Origin of the sequence: Pseudomonas sp. LA5 (assembly GCF_028640825.1) — a bacterium.
In the GTDB taxonomy this organism is placed as follows: Bacteria; Pseudomonadota; Gammaproteobacteria; order Pseudomonadales; family Pseudomonadaceae; genus Chryseomonas; species Chryseomonas aestiva.
The window spans coordinates 26,165-43,115 of sequence record NZ_JAQYZY010000052.1; the positions used below are offsets into that span (position 1 = coordinate 26,165).

The following is a 16,951-nucleotide window of genomic DNA, read 5'->3' on the forward strand; positions in this document are numbered from 1 at the left end:
TAACGATGATTCAGCGAAGCTACAGAGACTTCCACAGCGAGTCAAAGTCTTCTTCCTGACGCGCGCCGCCGCCCGTGGATCCGCCGCTGGGCTGCGTACCGCTCTGCTCCAGCAGGTGATATTCGAAGACGCTGAAGCTGACCGTCATGCTGCGCCGCCGGTCGAGCATGCCGCGCTGCTCGTTGCCCTGCTGATTGATCTGCACCTTGCTGCCTTCCTGGAAGGGCAGTCGCGGCGCGATCAGCGTCGGCGCCTGGTCGATGGCCTTGATCTCCGGCAAGAGCAGGGCACGCAGGTACTGACTGTTCTGCTCGGCCTTGCGCAGCAGCTGCAGCCCACAGGGGCGCGCGGTGGGCGCCAGCAGTTCGACGCCCATCTGGGTCCCGCTGCCGGGCACCTGGCGGACCCAGCGCACCACCGCCGGGCCCCAGTTGTGATCCTCGGGCAGGCGCACGCCGAGCAATTCGCCGGCCTGCAGTTGCTCGGGCACCTCGCCACTCCAGCTCAGGCAATAGCCGCCCGGACTGTGGTTGACCACCTGCACCGCATGGATCGGAAAGGCGGGACTGGCTGCCTCGCCGTCACCGGGCAGGACGTCGTAGTGGATCTCTTCCAGGTTCTCGGCGCTCCAGTCCAGGGCATCGGGGGTCCGGGTATCGGCGTCGAAGGCCAGCGACCAGACGTCGTCCTTGGGCTTGGGTGCAAAGGTCTCTGGTGCGGATACGGCCGACAGGCGCAGGGTGTCGGCGAACACCTGACCACCCGCGAGCTGGTAGTGCAGGGCGCTCATGCCGATGCAGACCTGCACCTGACCCTGGCCGGGCATGCGCTGGAAGGCGCGATCCGCCTCCTGGCCCCAGGCCCCGACCAGGTGTTGCAGCAGATCCAGGGACAGATCGCCGTGCACCGGCAGGCGCGCGCGGGGGCGCTGCTCCGGGGCCAGCGCCAGGTAGTCTTCGATGGCCTGCACCAGTTGCTGCGGGGCGAGACCGAGCAGACCGCTGAGATTGGCTTCGCGCAACAGCGAGCGATAGCGTGGCGGGGCGTCGATCTGCGGCGCCACCACCATCAGGGTGCCGTTCTGCTCGGGACCTTGCAGGCGGATCAGGCTGGCCCAGTCGTCCAGGTGCAGCGTCAGCTGGGCGATGTGGCTCTGGCGCAACTGGTTGCAGCGCGCGGCGCCGAACAGCAGGGCGGCGCCATAGGCCTGGGTGATGGTCTGGCTGCCGTCGCCGGGCAGCAGTTCATCGCGAATCTTCTGGTTGTGCAGGCCGGTGGTCACCGCCAGCCGATAGAGCTGGTGCAGCTCCAGCCAGAGGTTGTCGTGCACCGGGGTGTAGAGCTGGGCGGCGCGGATCAGCGGCCCGAGCAGGGCGCGCAGGGCACGCTGGATGGCGTTCGCCAGCAGCGTGCTGCGTTCGCCACGATCGCTTTCCTCGACCACGATCAGCTTGTAGCCGGCCGCCAGCAGGTTCTGCAGGGCCTGGCAGAGATTGGCCACCTTGCGCGAGCGCTCGTCGAGCACGATGGCCTGGTTGAGCACATGGCGTTCGAGCAGCTGGCAGACCCGCTGCACGTCCGGGCGCAGGGATTCGAGCAGGCGCAGACGCGCTTCCGGCGTCAGGATCAGCCGATTGAGTTCCAGCAGACCCTGGTAGAGCAGCCGGGCGAATTCGCCCAGCTTGGCCCGCGGCAATTGCTCCAGCCAGCGCTTGAGGCCAGCCGGCGTGGCGTCACAAAACGTCAGGCTGCGCTGATCGGGTGTCGGTACCCGCAACATGAGCTGTGGCCTTTTGCTATCCATTCGCCGCGCACACTCCTGTTTCGATGGGCAATGAACCGCGCATCTAGGCGAGAGGCCCTGGCTCGGAAACGGTGGTCAAGGGGGCCGACGTGGTCGGAACCCCCAGCAGTTGCCCCATGTTGACGGTGGACAAGGCGCCGAGTTCAGCGGACCAGTTCACCGCTTCCGGGCCAAACAGCACGATGGCGGTGGAGCCCAGCTTGAAGCGACCCAGCTCGTCGCCGGTGCGCAGGGTGATGGGGGCGCGCGCGGCCTCGTCGTAGGCGAAGCGCTTGAGTTCGCGCTTGGGCGGCGTGACCAGACCGGCCCAGACCGTCTCGATGCTGGCGACGATCATGGCGCCGACCAGGATGACCGCCATGGGCCCCACGGCGGTGTCGAAGATGCACACCACCCGCTCGTTGCGGGCGAACAGCTCGGGCACGTTCTCGGCGGTGAGCTGATTGACCGAGAAAATGCGCCCGGGCACATAGACCATCTCCTTCAGGGTGCCGGTGAGCGGCATGTGCACCCGGTGGTAGTCCTTGGGCGACAGGTAGATGGTGGCGAAATGACCGCCCATGAAGGGCGCGGCGCGCAGGCCGTCGCCGCCGAGCAGCTCCAGCAGGCTGTAGCTGTGGCCCTTGGCCTGGAAGATGCGGCCGTGCTCGATGCGGCCGAGCTGGCTGATGGCACCGTCGCTCGGGCTGACCACCACGTCGGCTGCGGCCGGCAGCGGACGGGCGCCGGGCTTGAGGGCGCGGGTGAAGAAGGCGTTGAAGTTCTCGTAGGCGGTAGGGTCTTCCACCTGGGCCTGGCGCATGTCGACGTCATAGTGACGGACGAACCAGCGGGTCAGCAGATTCTTGAACCAGGGCACCCGGCACTCGGCGAAGCCACCGATCAGCCGCGACAGCAGATGGTGCGGCAGCAGGTGCTGGGCAAGGATGAACAGACGGTCTTGCAGTTTCATGAGAGGTCCTTGGCAATCATTCGATAGGGGTGTCGGGGTGGTTGCCCCATTCGCCCCAGGAGCCGGCATAGGCTTTGACGCGCGGATAGCCCAGGGCCTTGGCCGCGAGATAGGTGAAGCCGGATCGGTGATGGGTCTGGCAGTGGGTGATGATTTCCTTGTCGCGGGTGATGCCCAGGCGCTCCAGTTCGGCGGCCAGGTCTTCACGGATGCGCAACTGGCGCTCGCGATCCATGCCGGCGGTCCACTCGAAGTTGATCGCCCCGGGGATGTGCCCGCCACGGGCGGTCAGCACCTTTTCGCCGCGGTATTCATCGGCGCCCCGGGCGTCCCAGATGGCCAGGTCCTCGGCGCCCAGCCGGCTCTGCAGATAGGCACGGCTGGCGGTGGGCTCCTCGTGCAGGGTCAGGGCGACCGGCGCGCTCGCCGCAGCCGGTACCTCGGTGCTCAGCGGCAGGCCGGCGGCGATCCAGCCCTGGCGTCCGCCGTTGAGGTAGTGATAGTGGCCATGCCCGATGACGTCCAGCAGCCAGATGAAGCGTCCGGCCCAGCCGCCGCCTTCATCGTCATAGACCACGTAGACGGCCTCGTCGCGTTGCCCCAGTTCGCCGAACAGCCGTTCCAGGTCCGCCTGGGCCGGCAGCAGGCCGGGCGCCGGCTTGCTGCCCAGCTGGGTGCGGGCGGGCGCGACATGGCGCGCGCCGGGCAGATGGCCCTCGGCATAGTGGGCGGCGCTGCAGAGATCCACCAGGATGAGTTCGGGCGCATCCAGGCGCGCCGCGAGATCGGCCGGTTCGATCACCAGGGGCAGGGCGGAAAAGGGCATCGCGGATTTCCCGTCGGTCCGTAGCAAAGGTGAAGTGTACCGAGGTTGACCGGCCAGCGTCAGGTCGGTCGTGCCCGCGGACGATTGGCAAAGGTGCCGATGGCGCGCTCGATGCAGGTGAAGGTCTTGTCCAGCGCGGCGCTGCGCCGCGGATCCGCCGGCTGCAGTTCGCTGTCCAGGATCGCCACCAGCACCACCCGTTCGCCAAAGCCCAGGCTGCGCAGCCAGAGCCGCTCGTTGCTGAACAGCCGGCGCAGATCGGCGGGCAGGTGCGGCGCGAAGCGCGCTCGGTTGTCGTCATCGATGCGCAACTGGCCGGGGCTGCCGAACAGCTTGGCCAGCAGCGGATGGCTGGCGATGTCCAGTTGCAGACCGGGGGCATCATCCAGGCCATGGTGCAGCTGGACATTGCCCTTCTGGCCGTTGCGATCCGGGGTCAGCAGCAGCAGCCGCGGCAGGCCGCAGGCCACCAGCGCCTGGCGGGCGCAATCGAACAGCTGGGGCAGGGTGGCGAAGGCGCTGGGCGTGTGCAGCAACTGCTCGCAGAGTCCGCGCCAGCGCTGTGCCTGACTCTCGCTGGCGACCTGTACCCGGGGCACCGGCTTGAGGCGCCGTTCGCCCGGTGGCCAGACCAGGCCTTCCGCCGGATGCCAGAGGCCGGGTCGGGCATGGCGCTGGGCATCCTGCACCGCCAGCTCATGGCTGCGACTCTGCACCCGTGCCAGCGGCAGTTGCAGATAGAGGGCGCTGAAACGCTGCCAGCGCAGGGTATGAGGACCATCCCAGGCATGGTGGCTGGCCAGGGCCAGGCCATTGGCCAGCAGGATGGTGTTGCCGGGATGGGTCAGCCAGCGCCGCAGATTGGGGTCGTCGTCGAGGCGCTGCTGCTGTTCGAGGGGATCGTCGCCATGGGCGATGTGCAGCGCCCTGACCAGTTGCCGGCGATCCTGGTCCAGCAGGCGATAGCCTTCCACGATCCACTCGGGCAACTGCCAGTGGCGGGCCAGCGCCTGGCACAGGCGGATCGCCGGCACGCCGAGCAGTTCGCGCTCGACCTTGAGCGCCGGTTCGCCTTCGCCCAGCACCCGCCGTTCCCACTCCTCGAAAAGTTCCGGATAGCGGGTCGCCAGCGGCCAGAGTGGCGCCAGAAAGAGCAGGGCGGCCAGGCGGATGTCCGGCCACAGCCGCGCCAGGGGCACGCCGAACAGGCCCAGCCCCAGGGTCATGGCGTGCTGGCTGACCAGGCACAGCTGCCGCAGCGGACGCGGCAGGCGCTCCTCGGGCAGGGTCGGCTGGCGGGCGATCAGGTACTCCGCCGGCCCGAGACCGACGCGGCCGAGCACGGCTTCCAGACTGGCGGCCGGATCGCCAAGGCTGGCATGGCCGCGATTGGCCTCGCGCAGCAGGGCCAGCGCCAGGGGGGGGGACTCGCAGAGCCGTTCGGCGATCTCATGCAACGCCAGACGGCCATCAGCCAGGGCGCGGCGCAGACGCTCCGCGCTGGCGGTGGCCACCGGCAGGCGTACGCCTTCCAAGTGTTTGACCCAGTCTTCGACGGTGTTCGGGCGGCTGGACATACGACGGTCGCCTTGAAATTTGATGAAAGGCCTTCAGTCCGGGGCGCCGGGTCCGATAAAGGGGACGTGAGGGCAGATCCCCGGCTCAATTTTCCTTAGCACACAGTATTCCCAACCATGGCAAAAATCATCGGCATCATCGTGATATTCGCGGCTGTCCTCGGCGGCTACATCCTCGCGCATGGCAAGATCGCTGCGATCATCCAGCCGCTCGAGGTCCTGATCATCGGCGGTGCCGCCCTGGGGGCCTTTCTGCAGGCCAACCCGGGCAGTACCTTCATGCAGGTGTTCAAGAAGTCGCTGAAGATGTTTGGCAACCGCTTCACCCACGCCTTCTACCTGGACGTGCTCAAGCTGCTCTACGAGATCCTCAACAAAAGCCGGCGCGAGGGCATGATGTCCATCGAGGCGGACGTCGAGGATCCCAAGGCCAGTCCGATCTTCAGCAAGTACCCGAACATCCTCAAGGATGAGCGGATGACCGCCTACGTTGCCGACTACCTGCGGCTGATGTCCTCCGGCAACATGGCCCCCCATGAGCTGGAAGGCCTGTTCGACATGGAGCTGGCCGGCATCAAGGAAGAGCTGGAGCATCCGTCCCACGCGGTATCGCGGGTCGCCGACGGCCTGCCCGGCTTCGGCATCGTCGCCGCGGTACTGGGTATCGTGATCACCATGGGCATGCTCGGCGAGGGTGACCAGGCGGCCATCGGTGGCCACGTGGGCGCGGCTCTGGTGGGTACCTTCCTCGGTATTCTCGCCGCCTACGGCTTCTTCGGTCCGCTGGCGACCTGCCTGGAGCACGACGCCAAGGAAGAGCTCAATGTGCTGGAGGCCATCAAGGCCTGCCTGGTCGCCGCCGCCAGCGGCATGCCGCCCACCGTCGCCGTGGAATTCGGCCGCAAGGTGCTGTTTCCGGCGCACCGGCCGTCCTTCAGTGAGCTCGAGCAGGCCATGCGGGGCAGCTGATGGACAACAACCAGCCGATCATCGTCAAGCGCATCAAGAAAAGCGCCGCCGGCCACCACGGCGGCGCCTGGAAGATCGCCTTCGCCGACTTCGCCACCGCCATGATGGCGTTCTTCCTGGTGCTCTGGCTGATGTCCTCGGCCACCCCGGAGCAGAAGAAGGCCATCGCCGGCTACTTCCAGGATCCGATCGGCTTCACCGAAAGTGCCAGCCCCTATGTCATCGACCTGGGCGGCACGCCGACGCCGGCGCCCGACCGCACCCTGAATCCCGAGATCCAGGCGCAACCGGATTCGACCCAGAACAAGGTCAATCCGGACGTGCAGGAGCGCGCCGACCCCAACGATTCAAACCGCGTCGCGCCCGATCCCACCCAGGCGCCCGATCAGTCCGACAAGCGCCAGCCCAACGACGCGGCCCAGCAGCAGAAGGATGCCAGCCAGGCGAAGATGGATCCGAGCCAGGCGGAAAAGATCGCCGAGCAGGTGGACAAGGAACGCCTGGAGCTGTTGCTGCAGGAGTTGCAGAACAAGATCGAGCAGAATCCGGAGCTGCAGAAGTTCAAGGACCAGATCCTGCTGGAGATCACCCAGGATGGCCTGCGCATCCAGATCGTCGATGCCGAGAACCGGCCGATGTTCGATTCCGGCAGTCCGCGGCTGAAATCCTATTTCGAGGACATCCTGCTGGCCATGGCCGACACCATTCGCCAGGTGCCGAACAAGATCAGCATCAGCGGCCATACCGATGCCGCGCGCTACGCCGGCAAGGGCGACTTCAGCAACTGGGAGTTGTCCGCCGGTCGCGCCAACGCCGCACGCCGGGCGCTGATCGCCGGTGGCTATCCGGAAGAGCAGGTGGCGCGGATCGTCGGCTATGCCTCTTCGGCTCCCTTCGATCGCGAACATCCGCTCAATCCGGTCAACCGCCGCATCGACATCATCGTGCTGACCAAGAAGGCCCAGCAGGCCATCGAGGGCCGCGCCGGTGGCAACCAGGCACCCAAGCCCGCGGCCGGCGCCGCACCGGCGGCGAGCCGCAGCGGAGTCTCCAGTGGCGGCGTCAGCGCCACCGGCAACCTGGCGCAACCCATCAACAACGCGGCTTTCAAGACTCAGATCAATGCCTTCGATGCCGGCGTCATCCAGGGCAAGCCCTGAAGGGTGGCGGTGATCGATAGGAAAATTCGCTGCTAGCGTTCGGTTTTTTCGTCCGTTGGCCTGCGCAGGGCTGGTTAAGCTGCAAGGGTATTCATGCTGGATCGGGCACCTTGCGCCCTGGCGCGCGGTCTCCCGATCTCCGATTCCCCTGCAGGAGCCTTCCGATGAGCAACGCCTTTATCGACACCATCAAGCGCCGCCGCAGCCAGTACGCGCTGGGCAAGAATCTGCCACTGGCCCAGGACCAGGTCACCGCGCTTATCCAGGAAGCGGTCAAGCTGTCGCCCTCCGCCTTCAACTCGCAGAGCTCGCGCGCGGTGATCCTGTTCGGCGCCGAGAGCGACAAGTTCTGGGGCTTCGTCATGCAGGCGCTGCGGCAGATCGTGCCGGCCGACGCCTTCGCCGCCACCGAAGGCAAGATCAACAGCTTCGCGGCCGGCGCCGGCACCGTGCTGTTCTACGAGGATCGGCACGTCGTCGCCGGCCTGCAGGACAAGTATCCCGCCTACGCCGACAACTTCCCCATCTGGTCGGAGCAGGCCAGCGGCATTGCCCAGTTCTCCGTGTGGGCGGCCCTGGCCAACGCCGGCATCGGCGCCAGCCTGCAGCACTACAATCCGCTGCCCGACGCCCTGGCCGCCGCCGAGTGGAAGCTGCCGGAGACCTGGCACCTGCGCGCGCAGATGCCTTTCGGTTCCAACGAGGGGGACTTCCCGGAGAAGGGCTTCATGGACGACGCCGAGCGCTTCCGCGTCTTTGGCTGATGGTCGTCGACTGATACAAGAAAACGCCGGGCTTGCCCGGCGTTTTGCTTAGTAGCGCGACTCGCCTTCGAGGCTGGCCAGGATGTGCCGGTAACTGGCCATCCGCTGCGGATGGATGTCACCGCGCTCCAGGGCCGCGAGCAGGGCGCAGCCGGGTTCGCGCTCGTGCTTGCAGTCGCGGAAGCGACAGTGGCCGAGGTAGTCGCCGAATTCCTTGAAGCCGGCTTCGACGTCGTCACGGCTGACGTGGCTGAGGCCGAATTCGCGGATACCGGGCGAGTCGATCAGATCGCCGCCATCGGGAAAGTGGAAGAGCCGGGCGGTGGTGGTGGTGTGGGTGCCCTTGTTGGTCAGCTCGGACAGCGGCCCGACGCGGGTATCGACGCCCGGCAGCAAGGCGTTCACCAGCGATGACTTGCCCACCCCCGATTGACCGACGAAGACACTGACGTGCTCGTCCAGCTCGCTCTTGAGCTGGTCCATGCTCAGGCCGTTGTGAGCCGAGACTTCCAGCAGCGGATAGTCCAGCTCGCGGTAGACGCCCAGTAGCTCGTCCAGCGCCGGGCCGTTGTGCGCGTCGATCAGGTCGGCCTTGTTGAGCAGCAGCAATGGCTGGATGCCGGCATGCTCGGCGGCCACCAGGTAGCGATCGATGAGGTTGGCGTGAGGCGTGGGCAGCGGGGCGAAGACGATCACCAGGCGGTCGACGTTGGCCGCCACCGGCTTGAGCAGACCGCGCATGTCCGGCCGGCAGATCTCCGAACGCCGCGGCAACTGGGCGACGATGACGCCGTTGCCCTGGAGGCTGGGACGAAACACCACCCGGTCGCCGGTGACCAGGGTCGGCAGGTTGGCGCGCAGGTGACAGCGTTGCAGCTGGCCTTCGTCATCCTCGACCTCCACCTGAACGCCGAAGTGGGCGATCACCAGGCCTTGTTGCTCCGGTCCTAGATCGCCGCCTTCGAGTTCGTCGATCAGCTTGGATTCGCGCTTTTCCGCGCGGGCGGCGCGTTCGGTCTGGATTTTTTCGATCCGCCAGCTCTGGCGACGGGTCAGGTGGCGTTTGGCCATGGGATATCCGCGGGTTTCAGGACCGCTGAGTCTAGCATTGGCCGCCTCTCGCGGATTACCTAAACTTGGCGTACCTCGTCGCTCCGGAGCCCCCATGCTGGCCCATCTCGCCTCGCGCTATCCGCTGTTGCTGGCCGTGCTGGTGCAACTGGCCGCCCTGGTGGTCGCCGTCGTCGGCATCCGCCTGTGGGCCGGCTTCGCCGGCCAGCGCCCCTCGCTGCTGGCGCTGGTCTGCCTGCAGGCGGTACTGGCGGCCCTGCTGGGCGAGCTGCTGGGACTCGCCCGCTGGTGGGTGTTCATCAATCTGCTGTTCGCCCCGGCACTCTACCTGGTCAGCGGTCGCGGACTCTCGGCAGGCATCGCCGCGCTCGGCTTCCTGCTGCTCCTGCTGCTGAACTGGAACAGCCTGCGCGAGCGGGTACCGCTCTATCTCACCGGGCGCCAGACCCGCGAGCGGCTGGCCGAACTGCTCGCCGAGCGCGAGCCGACCTTTCGCTTCGTCGACCTCGGCTGCGGCCTGGGCGATACCCTGGTCGATCTGTCCCGGCGCTTTCCCCAGGCCAGCTTCATCGGGGTGGAGACGGCGCCGCTGAGTTTCGCCCTGGCCTGGCTGCGCTGCCTGCCGCGGCGCAATTGCCAGGTGCGCTATCGCGATCTCTGGCGGGTGCAGCTGGGCGAGTTCGACGTCGTCTACTGCTTTCTCTCGCCGGCGCCCATGCCACGCCTGGGCGACAAGGCCCGCACGGAACAGCGGGCCGGCAGCTGGCTGATCAGCAACACCTTCGAGATTCCCGACCAGCCGGCGGATCAGGTGCTGGAGGTAGGTGACCTGCGCGGCAGCCGGCTGCTGCTCTGGCGCCGGTAGGTACGCGGCAGGCGCGCTGCTACACTGGTGCCATCATCAAGGAGTTCACCATGACCGCCCCCAATCCGCAGCACCTGATCTGGATCGACCTGGAAATGACCGGCCTGGATCCGGATCGGGACGTGATCATCGAGATGGCCACCATCGTCACCGACAGCGATCTCAATGTGCTGGCCGAAGGCCCGGTGCTGGCCATCCACCAGTCGGACGAGATCCTGGCCGGCATGGACGAGTGGAACACCCGCCAGCACGGCGGCTCGGGGCTGACTCAGCGGGTGCGCGATAGCACCGTCGATACCGCCCAGGCCGAGGCCCTGACCCTGGAATTCCTGCAGCAGTGGGTGCCCAAGGGCAAGTCGCCGATCTGCGGCAACAGCATCTGTCAGGATCGCCGCTTCCTCTATCGCCGCATGCCGGAGCTGGAAGCCTACTTCCACTACCGCAACCTGGACGTTTCCACCCTCAAGGAACTGGCCGCGCGTTGGGCGCCCCATGTGCGTGACGGCGTGAAGAAGAGCGGCAGCCACCTGGCGCTGGACGACATCCGCGATTCCATCGCCGAGCTGCGGCACTATCGCGAGCACTTCATCAAGGTCTGACGGCCACCCGTCCGTGCTGCTGTCCATCCTCTATCTGGTCGCGATCACCGCCGAGGCCATGACCGGCGCCCTGTCCGCGGGGCGCCGCGGCATGGACCTGTTCGGCGTGGCACTGATCGCCAGCGTCACCGCCCTGGGCGGCGGCTCGGTGCGCGACGTCCTGCTGGGGCACTATCCGCTGGGCTGGGTAAAGCACCCGGAGTACCTCGCGCTCACCGTCGGCGCGGGCCTCGCCACCGTGGCCATCGCGCGGGTCATGCGCTATCTGCGCCGGCTGTTCCTGGTGCTCGACGCCCTGGGCCTGGTGGCCTTTACCGTGATCGGTTGCCAGGTGGCCCTGGAGATGGGCCTGAGTCCGGCCATCGTCATCGTCAGCGGCACCCTCACCGGCACCTGCGGTGGCATCCTGCGCGACATCCTCTGCAACGACGTACCCCTGATCCTCCGGCGCGAGCTCTATGCCAGCGTGGCGGTACTCTCTGCCGGCTGCTACCTGCTCTGCCGCCCGTGGCTCGGCGAAGAGCAGGCGCTGCTCATCACCCTGGCCGCGGGGTTGCTGCTGCGCCTGCTGGCGTTGAGATTCAACTGGCAGATGCCGACCTTCACCTATCCGGACGATCCTCACGGTTGAGGCAGTGAGAAATTGCGTGGTATCGCCCTGAAAGGCTTGTCCTAGAGTCTTTTGTGCGGCATTTTTCAGGCCCCAGTTACCGATAGGGAGATCGGTCATGTCTGGAAAGCCTGCTGCTCGCCTGGGCGACGCCGTCGCCTGCCCCCAATGCGGTACCACCGCCCTGATCCAGGGCTCCGCCGATGTCGCTTTCGATGGCCTGCCCGCCGCGACCCTCGGCCATGCCTGCGGCTGTGGCGCGGTCCTGAGCGCCGCGGTCATCCCTACTGTCCTGATCAACGGCCGGCCTGCGGCGGTGCTCGGCAGCCTTACCAGCCATGGCGGCGTGGTGATCGGCGGCTCGGGCAGCGTCATCATCGGCCTGGACGCCGGCGGCGCGCCCAAGGGCGCCTGCGCAAGCCATGCAGGCACTACCGGCCTGGCACCGGGGCAGGGCAAGCCTTCGGCACTGCGCTCCCGGGAGCGACGGGATATCGAGGAGCCTGCCAGCCACCCGGAGAGCGCACCCGTTGCCAGGGATGAAGCCGCCGAACAGGCGGAGCGCCCGCTAGAACAGCGCATCACCCTGCGCATCGGCGTCTTCTTCGACGGCACCGGCAACAACCTCTTCAATGCCGCCACCGGTGCGGCTTGTCGGGCGGAAGAGCAGGGGTTTCGCCAGGATCAGGCGCGCAGCATCGCAAGGCATTGCGAGAAGTTCATGCTGAGTGCCGATGGCAGCTATGCGGGGGCGGAGACGAATATTGCGCGGCTTTTCGGACTGTATAAAAGCGATGCCACGCGCGTACTTGAGGGCGACGAGTCAACAGCCACACTTCGTATCTACATTGAAGGTATTGGCACCCGTGCCGGCCAGGCAGATAGCCTATTTTCAATGGGTACTGGCCTAGGAGCCAGTGGCGTCCTTGCTTGTGTCCAGACGTTCCCGAAAGCCTTTGGAGACAGCTATGACCAATTCAAACGAAACAATCCCAACGTAACTGTCGAAGCTATTGATTTTGATCTTTTTGGTTTTAGCAGAGGAGCAGCCGCAGCGCGGCATTTTGCCAATGAAGTGCTCAAAGCGGATGGCGGTATCGCGGCTATAGGACTGTTGCCGTGTTTTTCCTGGCACCGCGCCAAGGCAAGACTCAACTTTATCGGTTTGTTCGATACCGTGGCAGCGATCGCCGATCCCCTGCGAGGCGATTTCAGTCCGGCCAATGCAGTAAATCCTGGACTTAATCTTTATTTACCATCCGGTTGCGCGCTAAAGGTAGTGCAGTTGGCCGCGCAGCATGAGTACCGCCGTAATTTCGCCTTGAACAGCGTGGCACCTGAGCATGAGGAGATATTTCTGTCTGGCGCACATGCCGATGTCGGGGGTGGCTATCCGGATGAGATGCAGGAGCAATTGTTGTTGACCCGGCCGAGGGCTTCCCGCGAGCCCAGGGGCACGGATAGCCACCAGTCCTGGAGCTATCGTCAGGCCGAACTGGAGTTGCGGCGCCTGCAAGGGGCGCCTTGGTACGACTCAACCAGCACTCGTCTTGGCATTGATACCTGGCGCCTCGAGTTGCCCCGCGTACGGGGCGACCTGCCGGAAGTCGAAGTCTTCGCTGCGATACGGCTGGAGCGAAAGGTTCGTGGAGAACTATCCCTGGTTTACCTGCGGATGATGCACCGTCTGGCCAGCGCTCAGGGCGTCCCGTTCACGACCCTCGATGACGAGGATCCGGAGTGGCGCTTGCCGGCCGATCTGGTTCCTATAGCCAGCAAGCTTCAGGCGGGCAGTCCGCACGCACCTGAGGCACTGAGTCAGGCCGAAAATCGTCTGCTGCTCAGTCGCTATGTGCACAGATCGGCTCACTGGAATGCGCGTGTGGGCAGTGGCCTGGGCAATGTGGATGCAATCTTCGTCGATGCACCCACCGTCGATGGTAGGCGCAGCCTCTATCCCAATAGTCCCCAAGTAGGGTACCCGCGATGAGGCGCTGGCTGCTGTCTATCGCCCTGTTCATGAGTCTGGCGGGTTGCCAGTCCGGCGCCGCGAACAAACTGCCCTATGACGCCTGGTACCTGGGCTTTCTGGCGCCCAACTATATGGAAGTCTGGCTGGAGCAAGCCAACATTGGCGACAACAGTGGGCGTATCTTTCCCAATGCCATGAGGGGAGTAGTCGCCATGGGCGAGCCAGCCAGCCTATCGGCTACCGCCAGAGGCTGGCCTAAAAGGATCGGCTCCGGTGCCGGCCGTAACCTAACCGGCTTAGATCTACCCTACGTCGTCTCCTTACGCTGGCAATCCATGGTCGAGCCTCAAACCTACCACGCGCTGTTCACCATCCCCGATTGGGCCAGGGAAAAAATGGTCGAGCGTCTACCAGCCGAGTGTCCGGTCAGTGGTCGCACCTCGGATTATCGCAAGGACCTCACCATCGGCCTGGCGCCCGGTGGGGTGGTCAAGGTCTGGATCATGGGCCCCTGCCTCGATCCCATCGAAGTTCTGACCCTCCAGGCCGCGATCGAACCCAAGGGGCCCTACGGCGGTAAATCCAACGGCAAGTATCGACCGCTGTCGCCGGTGGTTAAAAGCTATGTCGACAAGTACGGCGTGCCCTACGGCAGCTGGTGGGCGCCGATTCCCTATACCGCGGTAGGGCCTTGACCGTTCGAGATTGTCGCTCAGGCCTCGCCGTGCCGCTGCAGCGCCCATTCCACGTGTTCGCGCACCAGGGGTGAGGGGTGTTCGCGCTGCAGCTTCAGGGCTTCCACAACCGGTATGCTGGTGGGGGCATTGCCCAGGCCGACGGCCAGATTGCGCAGCCAGCGCTCGTAGCCGGCGCGGCGCAGGGGCGAGCCTTCGGTGCGGCTGAGGAATTCGGCTTCGGTCCAGCGGAACAGTTCGGCCAGGCTGGCGCTGTCCAGACTGTGACGCGGCTGGAAATCGCCTTCGGCAGTCGGCTTGGCGAAGCGATTCCAGGGGCAGACCAGCTGGCAGTCGTCGCAGCCGAAGACCCGGTTGCCGATTAGTGGCCGCAGCTCCAGCGGGATGGAGCCCTTGAACTCGATGGTCAGGTAGGAGATGCAGCGCCGGGCGTCGAGCTGATAGGGGCCGATGAAGGCCTGGGTCGGGCAGATGTCCAGGCAGGCGCGGCAGGTGCCGCAGTGATCGCGCGGGGTAGGTTCGTCCACCGGCAGGGGCACATCGACGAAGAGTTCGCCGAGAAAGAACCAGCTGCCGGCCTTGCGATTGAGCACCAGGGTGTTCTTGCCGATCCAGCCCAGGCCGGCCTGTTCGGCGATGGCCTTTTCCAGCACCGGCGCACTGTCGACGAAGGCGCGATAGCCGAAGGGGCCGATCTCGCCCTGGATGCGCTCGGCCAGCTGTTGCAGGCGCTTGCGGATCAGCTTGTGGTAGTCGCGGCCCAGGGCATAGCGCGAGACGTAGGCAGCCGCTCTGTCGGCCAGGCGCTCGCTCATGCGGGTGTCGCCGGGCAGGTAGTCCATGCGCAGGGAAACCACCCTCAGGGTCCCCGGGACCAGTTCGGCCGGTCGCGAACGTTTGCTGCCGTGCGCGGCCATATAGTCCATCTCGCCGTGGAAACCGGCGGCCAGCCAGCGCTCCAGATGTTCCTCGTGACGTGCCAGATCCAGCCCGGCGATGCCGGTCTGCTGAAAGCCCAATTCCCGACCCCAGGTCTTGATGAGGTCGGCCAGGGCGGCGAGATCGAGAGCGACAGCGGACATCGACGGGAACGCACAGGCAGGAGGGCCGCCTATTTTGCCAGACTCCGGAGGCTTTCCCAGCATGCACGACGAACTGCCGTTCCAGCTCTACAGCGCCCAGCAGGTACGGGATCTCGACGCCCAACTGATCGCCGGCGGTCTGCCCGGTCTCGAGTTGATGAGACGCGCGGCGGCCGCGGCATGGCGCTCGTTGCGCCACGGCTGGCCCCATGCTGGCGCCCTCTGCGTGCTGGCCGGCGGCGGCAACAATGCCGGCGACGGCTATCTGGTCGCTGCGCTGGCGCGCAAGGCCGGCTGGCAGGCGCGGGTCTGGCACCTGGCCGAGCCGGCCGGACTCCAGGGCGATGCTGCCCAGGCCCATGCCGAGGCCCTCGCCGCCGGCGTGGATATCCAGCCCTGGCGCGCGGACGCTCCGCTGGAGGGGCTGGTGGTCGATGCCTTGCTGGGCACCGGGCTCAAGGGCGCCGCACGCGAGCCCTATGCCGCGGCCATCGAGCGGATCAACGCCAGCGAACTGCCGGTGGTGGCCATCGACCTGCCGTCCGGACTGGATGCCGACACCGGCGCTGCGGCGGGCGCTCTGGTGCGCGCAGATCTGACCATCACCTTCATCGGCCTCAAGCTCGGGCTGTTCACCGGCAAGGGCCCGGATCACGTCGGCAGTCTGGTATTCGAGCCGCTGGTGGAGGAGCCGCAGAATCCCGCCCATGCCACGGCCCAGCGCCTGGCGCCTGGCAACCTGCCACGCCTGGCGGCGCGCCCGCTCAATGCGCACAAGGGGCAATACGGTCATCTGCTGGTGATCGGCGGCGACGAAGGTACTGGTGGCGCAGCCATCATGACCAGCGAGGCGGCGCTGCGCTGTGGTGTGGGCATGCTCAGCCTGGCGACCCGGCCGTCCAATGTGACCGCGGTGCTGGCGCGGCGGCCGGAGGTCATGGTCGCCGGGGTGCACTCCAGTTTCGCCGTGCTGGAGCTGGCCAGGAAGGCCGATGTGCTCGCGGTCGGACCGGGCCTGGGCCAGGGCGCCTGGGGCAAGGCCCTGGCCAGTGCCGCCGCGACGCTGGACGTCGCCCAGGTCTGGGACGCCGATGCCCTCAATCTGCTGGCCGCCGGAGTGGTCGAGGCGCCACGTGGGCCCTGGGTGATGACGCCTCATCCGGGCGAAGCGGCGCGGCTGCTGGAGGTCTCGATCAAGGACATCGAGGCCGATCGCCCCGGCAGCGCCCGCGAACTGGCGCGGCGCTACGGCGGCGTGGCGCTGCTCAAGGGCTTCGGCACCCTGATCGCCCACCCGGACGGCCGCATGGCGCTGTGCGGAGAAGGGCATCCGGCGATGGCCACGGGTGGCCTGGGAGACATTCTCACCGGTATCATCGCCGCCCTGCTGGGGCAGGGGCTGGCACCTTTCGAGGCCGCCTGTCTGGGTGCCTGGCTGCATGGCCGTGCCGGCGCCGAGCTGGGTCGCCAGGGCCGCGGTCTCGCCGCCAGCGATCTGCCCCCGGTCGCCCGCCAGTTGCTCGAGGAACTCCAGCCATGTCTGAATTGACCCTGCACGCCGCCGACGAAGACGCCATGTATGCCCTGGGTGCCCGCCTGGCCCAGGCCAGCGGCGGTCGCGGCGTGCTCTATCTGCACGGCGATCTGGGTGCCGGCAAGACCACTCTGTCGCGGGGCATCCTGCGCGGTCTCGGCCATGGCGGCGCGGTGAAGAGTCCGACCTTCACCCTGGTTGAACCCTACGAACTGGCCAGCGGTGCGGTCTATCACTTCGACCTCTACCGCCTGGCCGATCCGGAAGAACTGGAATTCATGGGGATTCGCGACTACTTCACACCCGAGGCCTTGTGCCTGGTGGAATGGCCCGAGCGCGGTCAGGGCTTTTTGCCAAAGCCCGACCTGGACATTACCATTACGCCACGCGCCGACGGCCGTGATCTACGCCTGGTCAGCCAGGGCGCTCACGGCGAGGCCTGGTGCGCCGCCCTCGCGCCCTAGGCGCCGA

The 16,951-nt window shown here is 66.5% G+C and carries 16 protein-coding genes; 10 read left to right on the forward strand and 6 right to left on the reverse strand.

Annotation, left to right across the window (positions count from 1 at the left end; translation table 11 throughout):
- Positions 1 to 19: 19 nt before the first annotated feature.
- From PVZ72_RS19440 to PVZ72_RS19455, 4 genes are read right to left on the reverse strand one after another with little or no spacing between them, the layout of a single operon-like run.
- Positions 20 to 1,804: a molecular chaperone gene (locus PVZ72_RS19440; RefSeq protein WP_273862767.1), complete on the reverse strand. Its 1,785-nt coding sequence runs from the start codon at positions 1,802 to 1,804 to the stop codon at positions 20 to 22.
- A gap of 43 nt (positions 1,805 to 1,847) precedes the next feature.
- On the reverse strand, positions 1,848 to 2,756 hold the full coding sequence (gene asd / locus PVZ72_RS19445; protein WP_273862768.1) for an archaetidylserine decarboxylase: 909 nt from the start codon (positions 2,754 to 2,756) through the stop codon (positions 1,848 to 1,850).
- Between the two features lie 16 nt (positions 2,757 to 2,772).
- Complete coding sequence (locus PVZ72_RS19450) at positions 2,773 to 3,582, reverse strand: rhodanese-like domain-containing protein (protein WP_187980987.1); 810 nt, start codon at positions 3,580 to 3,582, stop codon at positions 2,773 to 2,775.
- A gap of 59 nt (positions 3,583 to 3,641) precedes the next feature.
- The gene (locus PVZ72_RS19455; RefSeq protein WP_187980988.1) at positions 3,642 to 5,159 is read right to left on the reverse strand and encodes an HDOD domain-containing protein; all 1,518 of its coding nucleotides are present in this window, start codon (positions 5,157 to 5,159) and stop codon (positions 3,642 to 3,644) included.
- Between the two features lie 117 nt (positions 5,160 to 5,276).
- Between PVZ72_RS19455 and motA the strand changes: the two genes are divergently transcribed.
- From motA to PVZ72_RS19470, 3 genes are all read left to right on the forward strand, one after another.
- Entirely contained in the window at positions 5,277 to 6,128 is an 852-nt protein-coding gene (gene motA / locus PVZ72_RS19460; protein WP_017642892.1) for a flagellar motor stator protein MotA, read from the forward strand.
- The gene (locus PVZ72_RS19465; RefSeq protein WP_273862769.1) at positions 6,128 to 7,288 is read left to right on the forward strand and encodes a flagellar motor protein MotB; all 1,161 of its coding nucleotides are present in this window, start codon (positions 6,128 to 6,130) and stop codon (positions 7,286 to 7,288) included. Before motA ends, PVZ72_RS19465 begins: the two co-directional genes overlap by 1 nt.
- 164 nt (positions 7,289 to 7,452) lie before the next feature.
- Positions 7,453 to 8,052, forward strand: a complete 600-nt coding sequence (locus PVZ72_RS19470; protein WP_273862770.1) for a nitroreductase family protein — start codon at positions 7,453 to 7,455, stop codon at positions 8,050 to 8,052.
- 48 nt (positions 8,053 to 8,100) lie between these two features.
- On the opposite strand, the gene rsgA is transcribed toward PVZ72_RS19470, so the two are convergent.
- Positions 8,101 to 9,123 (reverse strand): small ribosomal subunit biogenesis GTPase RsgA, encoded by a 1,023-nt coding sequence (gene rsgA / locus PVZ72_RS19475; protein WP_158896607.1) that lies wholly within the window; start codon positions 9,121 to 9,123, stop codon positions 8,101 to 8,103.
- Between the two features lie 94 nt (positions 9,124 to 9,217).
- Between rsgA and PVZ72_RS19480 the strand changes: the two genes are divergently transcribed.
- The 5 genes from PVZ72_RS19480 (at position 9,218) to PVZ72_RS19500 (ending at position 13,864) form a co-directional block, all read left to right on the forward strand.
- The gene (locus PVZ72_RS19480; protein WP_273862771.1) at positions 9,218 to 9,988 is read left to right on the forward strand and encodes a class I SAM-dependent methyltransferase; all 771 of its coding nucleotides are present in this window, start codon (positions 9,218 to 9,220) and stop codon (positions 9,986 to 9,988) included.
- Positions 9,989 to 10,038: 50 nt separating this feature from the next.
- A complete protein-coding gene (gene orn / locus PVZ72_RS19485; RefSeq protein ID WP_273862772.1) occupies positions 10,039 to 10,587 on the forward strand; it encodes an oligoribonuclease in 549 nt (182 codons plus the stop codon).
- 16 nt (positions 10,588 to 10,603) lie between these two features.
- Positions 10,604 to 11,218, forward strand: coding sequence for a trimeric intracellular cation channel family protein (locus PVZ72_RS19490; protein WP_042137396.1), 615 nt, complete (start codon positions 10,604 to 10,606; stop codon positions 11,216 to 11,218).
- A gap of 97 nt (positions 11,219 to 11,315) precedes the next feature.
- Positions 11,316 to 13,187, forward strand: coding sequence for a PAAR domain-containing protein (locus tag PVZ72_RS19495; protein ID WP_273862773.1), 1,872 nt, complete (start codon positions 11,316 to 11,318; stop codon positions 13,185 to 13,187).
- Positions 13,184 to 13,864, forward strand: coding sequence for a DUF2931 family protein (locus PVZ72_RS19500; RefSeq protein WP_273862774.1), 681 nt, complete (start codon positions 13,184 to 13,186; stop codon positions 13,862 to 13,864). Before PVZ72_RS19495 ends, PVZ72_RS19500 begins: the two co-directional genes overlap by 4 nt.
- Before the next feature lie 17 nt (positions 13,865 to 13,881).
- On the opposite strand, the gene queG is transcribed toward PVZ72_RS19500, so the two are convergent.
- Positions 13,882 to 14,946 (reverse strand): tRNA epoxyqueuosine(34) reductase QueG, encoded by a 1,065-nt coding sequence (queG, locus tag PVZ72_RS19505; protein WP_273862775.1) that lies wholly within the window; start codon positions 14,944 to 14,946, stop codon positions 13,882 to 13,884.
- A gap of 61 nt (positions 14,947 to 15,007) precedes the next feature.
- Here queG and PVZ72_RS19510 point away from each other — a divergent pair, with 61 nt between their 5' ends.
- A complete protein-coding gene (locus tag PVZ72_RS19510; RefSeq protein WP_273862776.1) occupies positions 15,008 to 16,495 on the forward strand; it encodes an NAD(P)H-hydrate dehydratase in 1,488 nt (495 codons plus the stop codon).
- Positions 16,483 to 16,944: a tRNA (adenosine(37)-N6)-threonylcarbamoyltransferase complex ATPase subunit type 1 TsaE gene (tsaE, locus tag PVZ72_RS19515; RefSeq protein ID WP_273862777.1), complete on the forward strand. Its 462-nt coding sequence runs from the start codon at positions 16,483 to 16,485 to the stop codon at positions 16,942 to 16,944. The genes PVZ72_RS19510 and tsaE overlap by 13 nt, the downstream gene beginning before the upstream one ends.
- The last annotated feature ends 7 nt before the right edge of the window (positions 16,945 to 16,951 follow it).

What these genes read in the sequence shown, in the direction of transcription:
- PVZ72_RS19440 (WP_273862767.1), bottom strand. Translation starts at nt 1,804, where the DNA reads ATGGATAGCAAAAGGCCACAGCTCATGTTGCGGGTACCGACACCCGAT.
- asd (WP_273862768.1), bottom strand. Translation starts at nt 2,756, where the DNA reads ATGAAACTGCAAGACCGTCTGTTCATCCTTGCCCAGCACCTGCTGCCG.
- PVZ72_RS19450 (WP_187980987.1), bottom strand. Translation starts at nt 3,582, where the DNA reads ATGCCCTTTTCCGCCCTGCCCCTGGTGATCGAACCGGCCGATCTCGCG.
- PVZ72_RS19455 (WP_187980988.1), bottom strand. Translation starts at nt 5,159, where the DNA reads ATGTCCAGCCGCCCGAACACCGTCGAAGACTGGGTCAAACACTTGGAA.
- motA (WP_017642892.1), top strand. Translation starts at nt 5,277, where the DNA reads ATGGCAAAAATCATCGGCATCATCGTGATATTCGCGGCTGTCCTCGGC.
- PVZ72_RS19465 (WP_273862769.1), top strand. Translation starts at nt 6,128, where the DNA reads ATGGACAACAACCAGCCGATCATCGTCAAGCGCATCAAGAAAAGCGCC.
- PVZ72_RS19470 (WP_273862770.1), top strand. Translation starts at nt 7,453, where the DNA reads ATGAGCAACGCCTTTATCGACACCATCAAGCGCCGCCGCAGCCAGTAC.
- rsgA (WP_158896607.1), bottom strand. Translation starts at nt 9,123, where the DNA reads ATGGCCAAACGCCACCTGACCCGTCGCCAGAGCTGGCGGATCGAAAAA.
- PVZ72_RS19480 (WP_273862771.1), top strand. Translation starts at nt 9,218, where the DNA reads ATGCTGGCCCATCTCGCCTCGCGCTATCCGCTGTTGCTGGCCGTGCTG.
- orn (WP_273862772.1), top strand. Translation starts at nt 10,039, where the DNA reads ATGACCGCCCCCAATCCGCAGCACCTGATCTGGATCGACCTGGAAATG.
- PVZ72_RS19495 (WP_273862773.1), top strand. Translation starts at nt 11,316, where the DNA reads ATGTCTGGAAAGCCTGCTGCTCGCCTGGGCGACGCCGTCGCCTGCCCC.
- PVZ72_RS19500 (WP_273862774.1), top strand. Translation starts at nt 13,184, where the DNA reads ATGAGGCGCTGGCTGCTGTCTATCGCCCTGTTCATGAGTCTGGCGGGT.
- queG (WP_273862775.1), bottom strand. Translation starts at nt 14,946, where the DNA reads ATGTCCGCTGTCGCTCTCGATCTCGCCGCCCTGGCCGACCTCATCAAG.
- PVZ72_RS19510 (WP_273862776.1), top strand. Translation starts at nt 15,008, where the DNA reads ATGCACGACGAACTGCCGTTCCAGCTCTACAGCGCCCAGCAGGTACGG.
- tsaE (WP_273862777.1), top strand. Translation starts at nt 16,483, where the DNA reads ATGTCTGAATTGACCCTGCACGCCGCCGACGAAGACGCCATGTATGCC.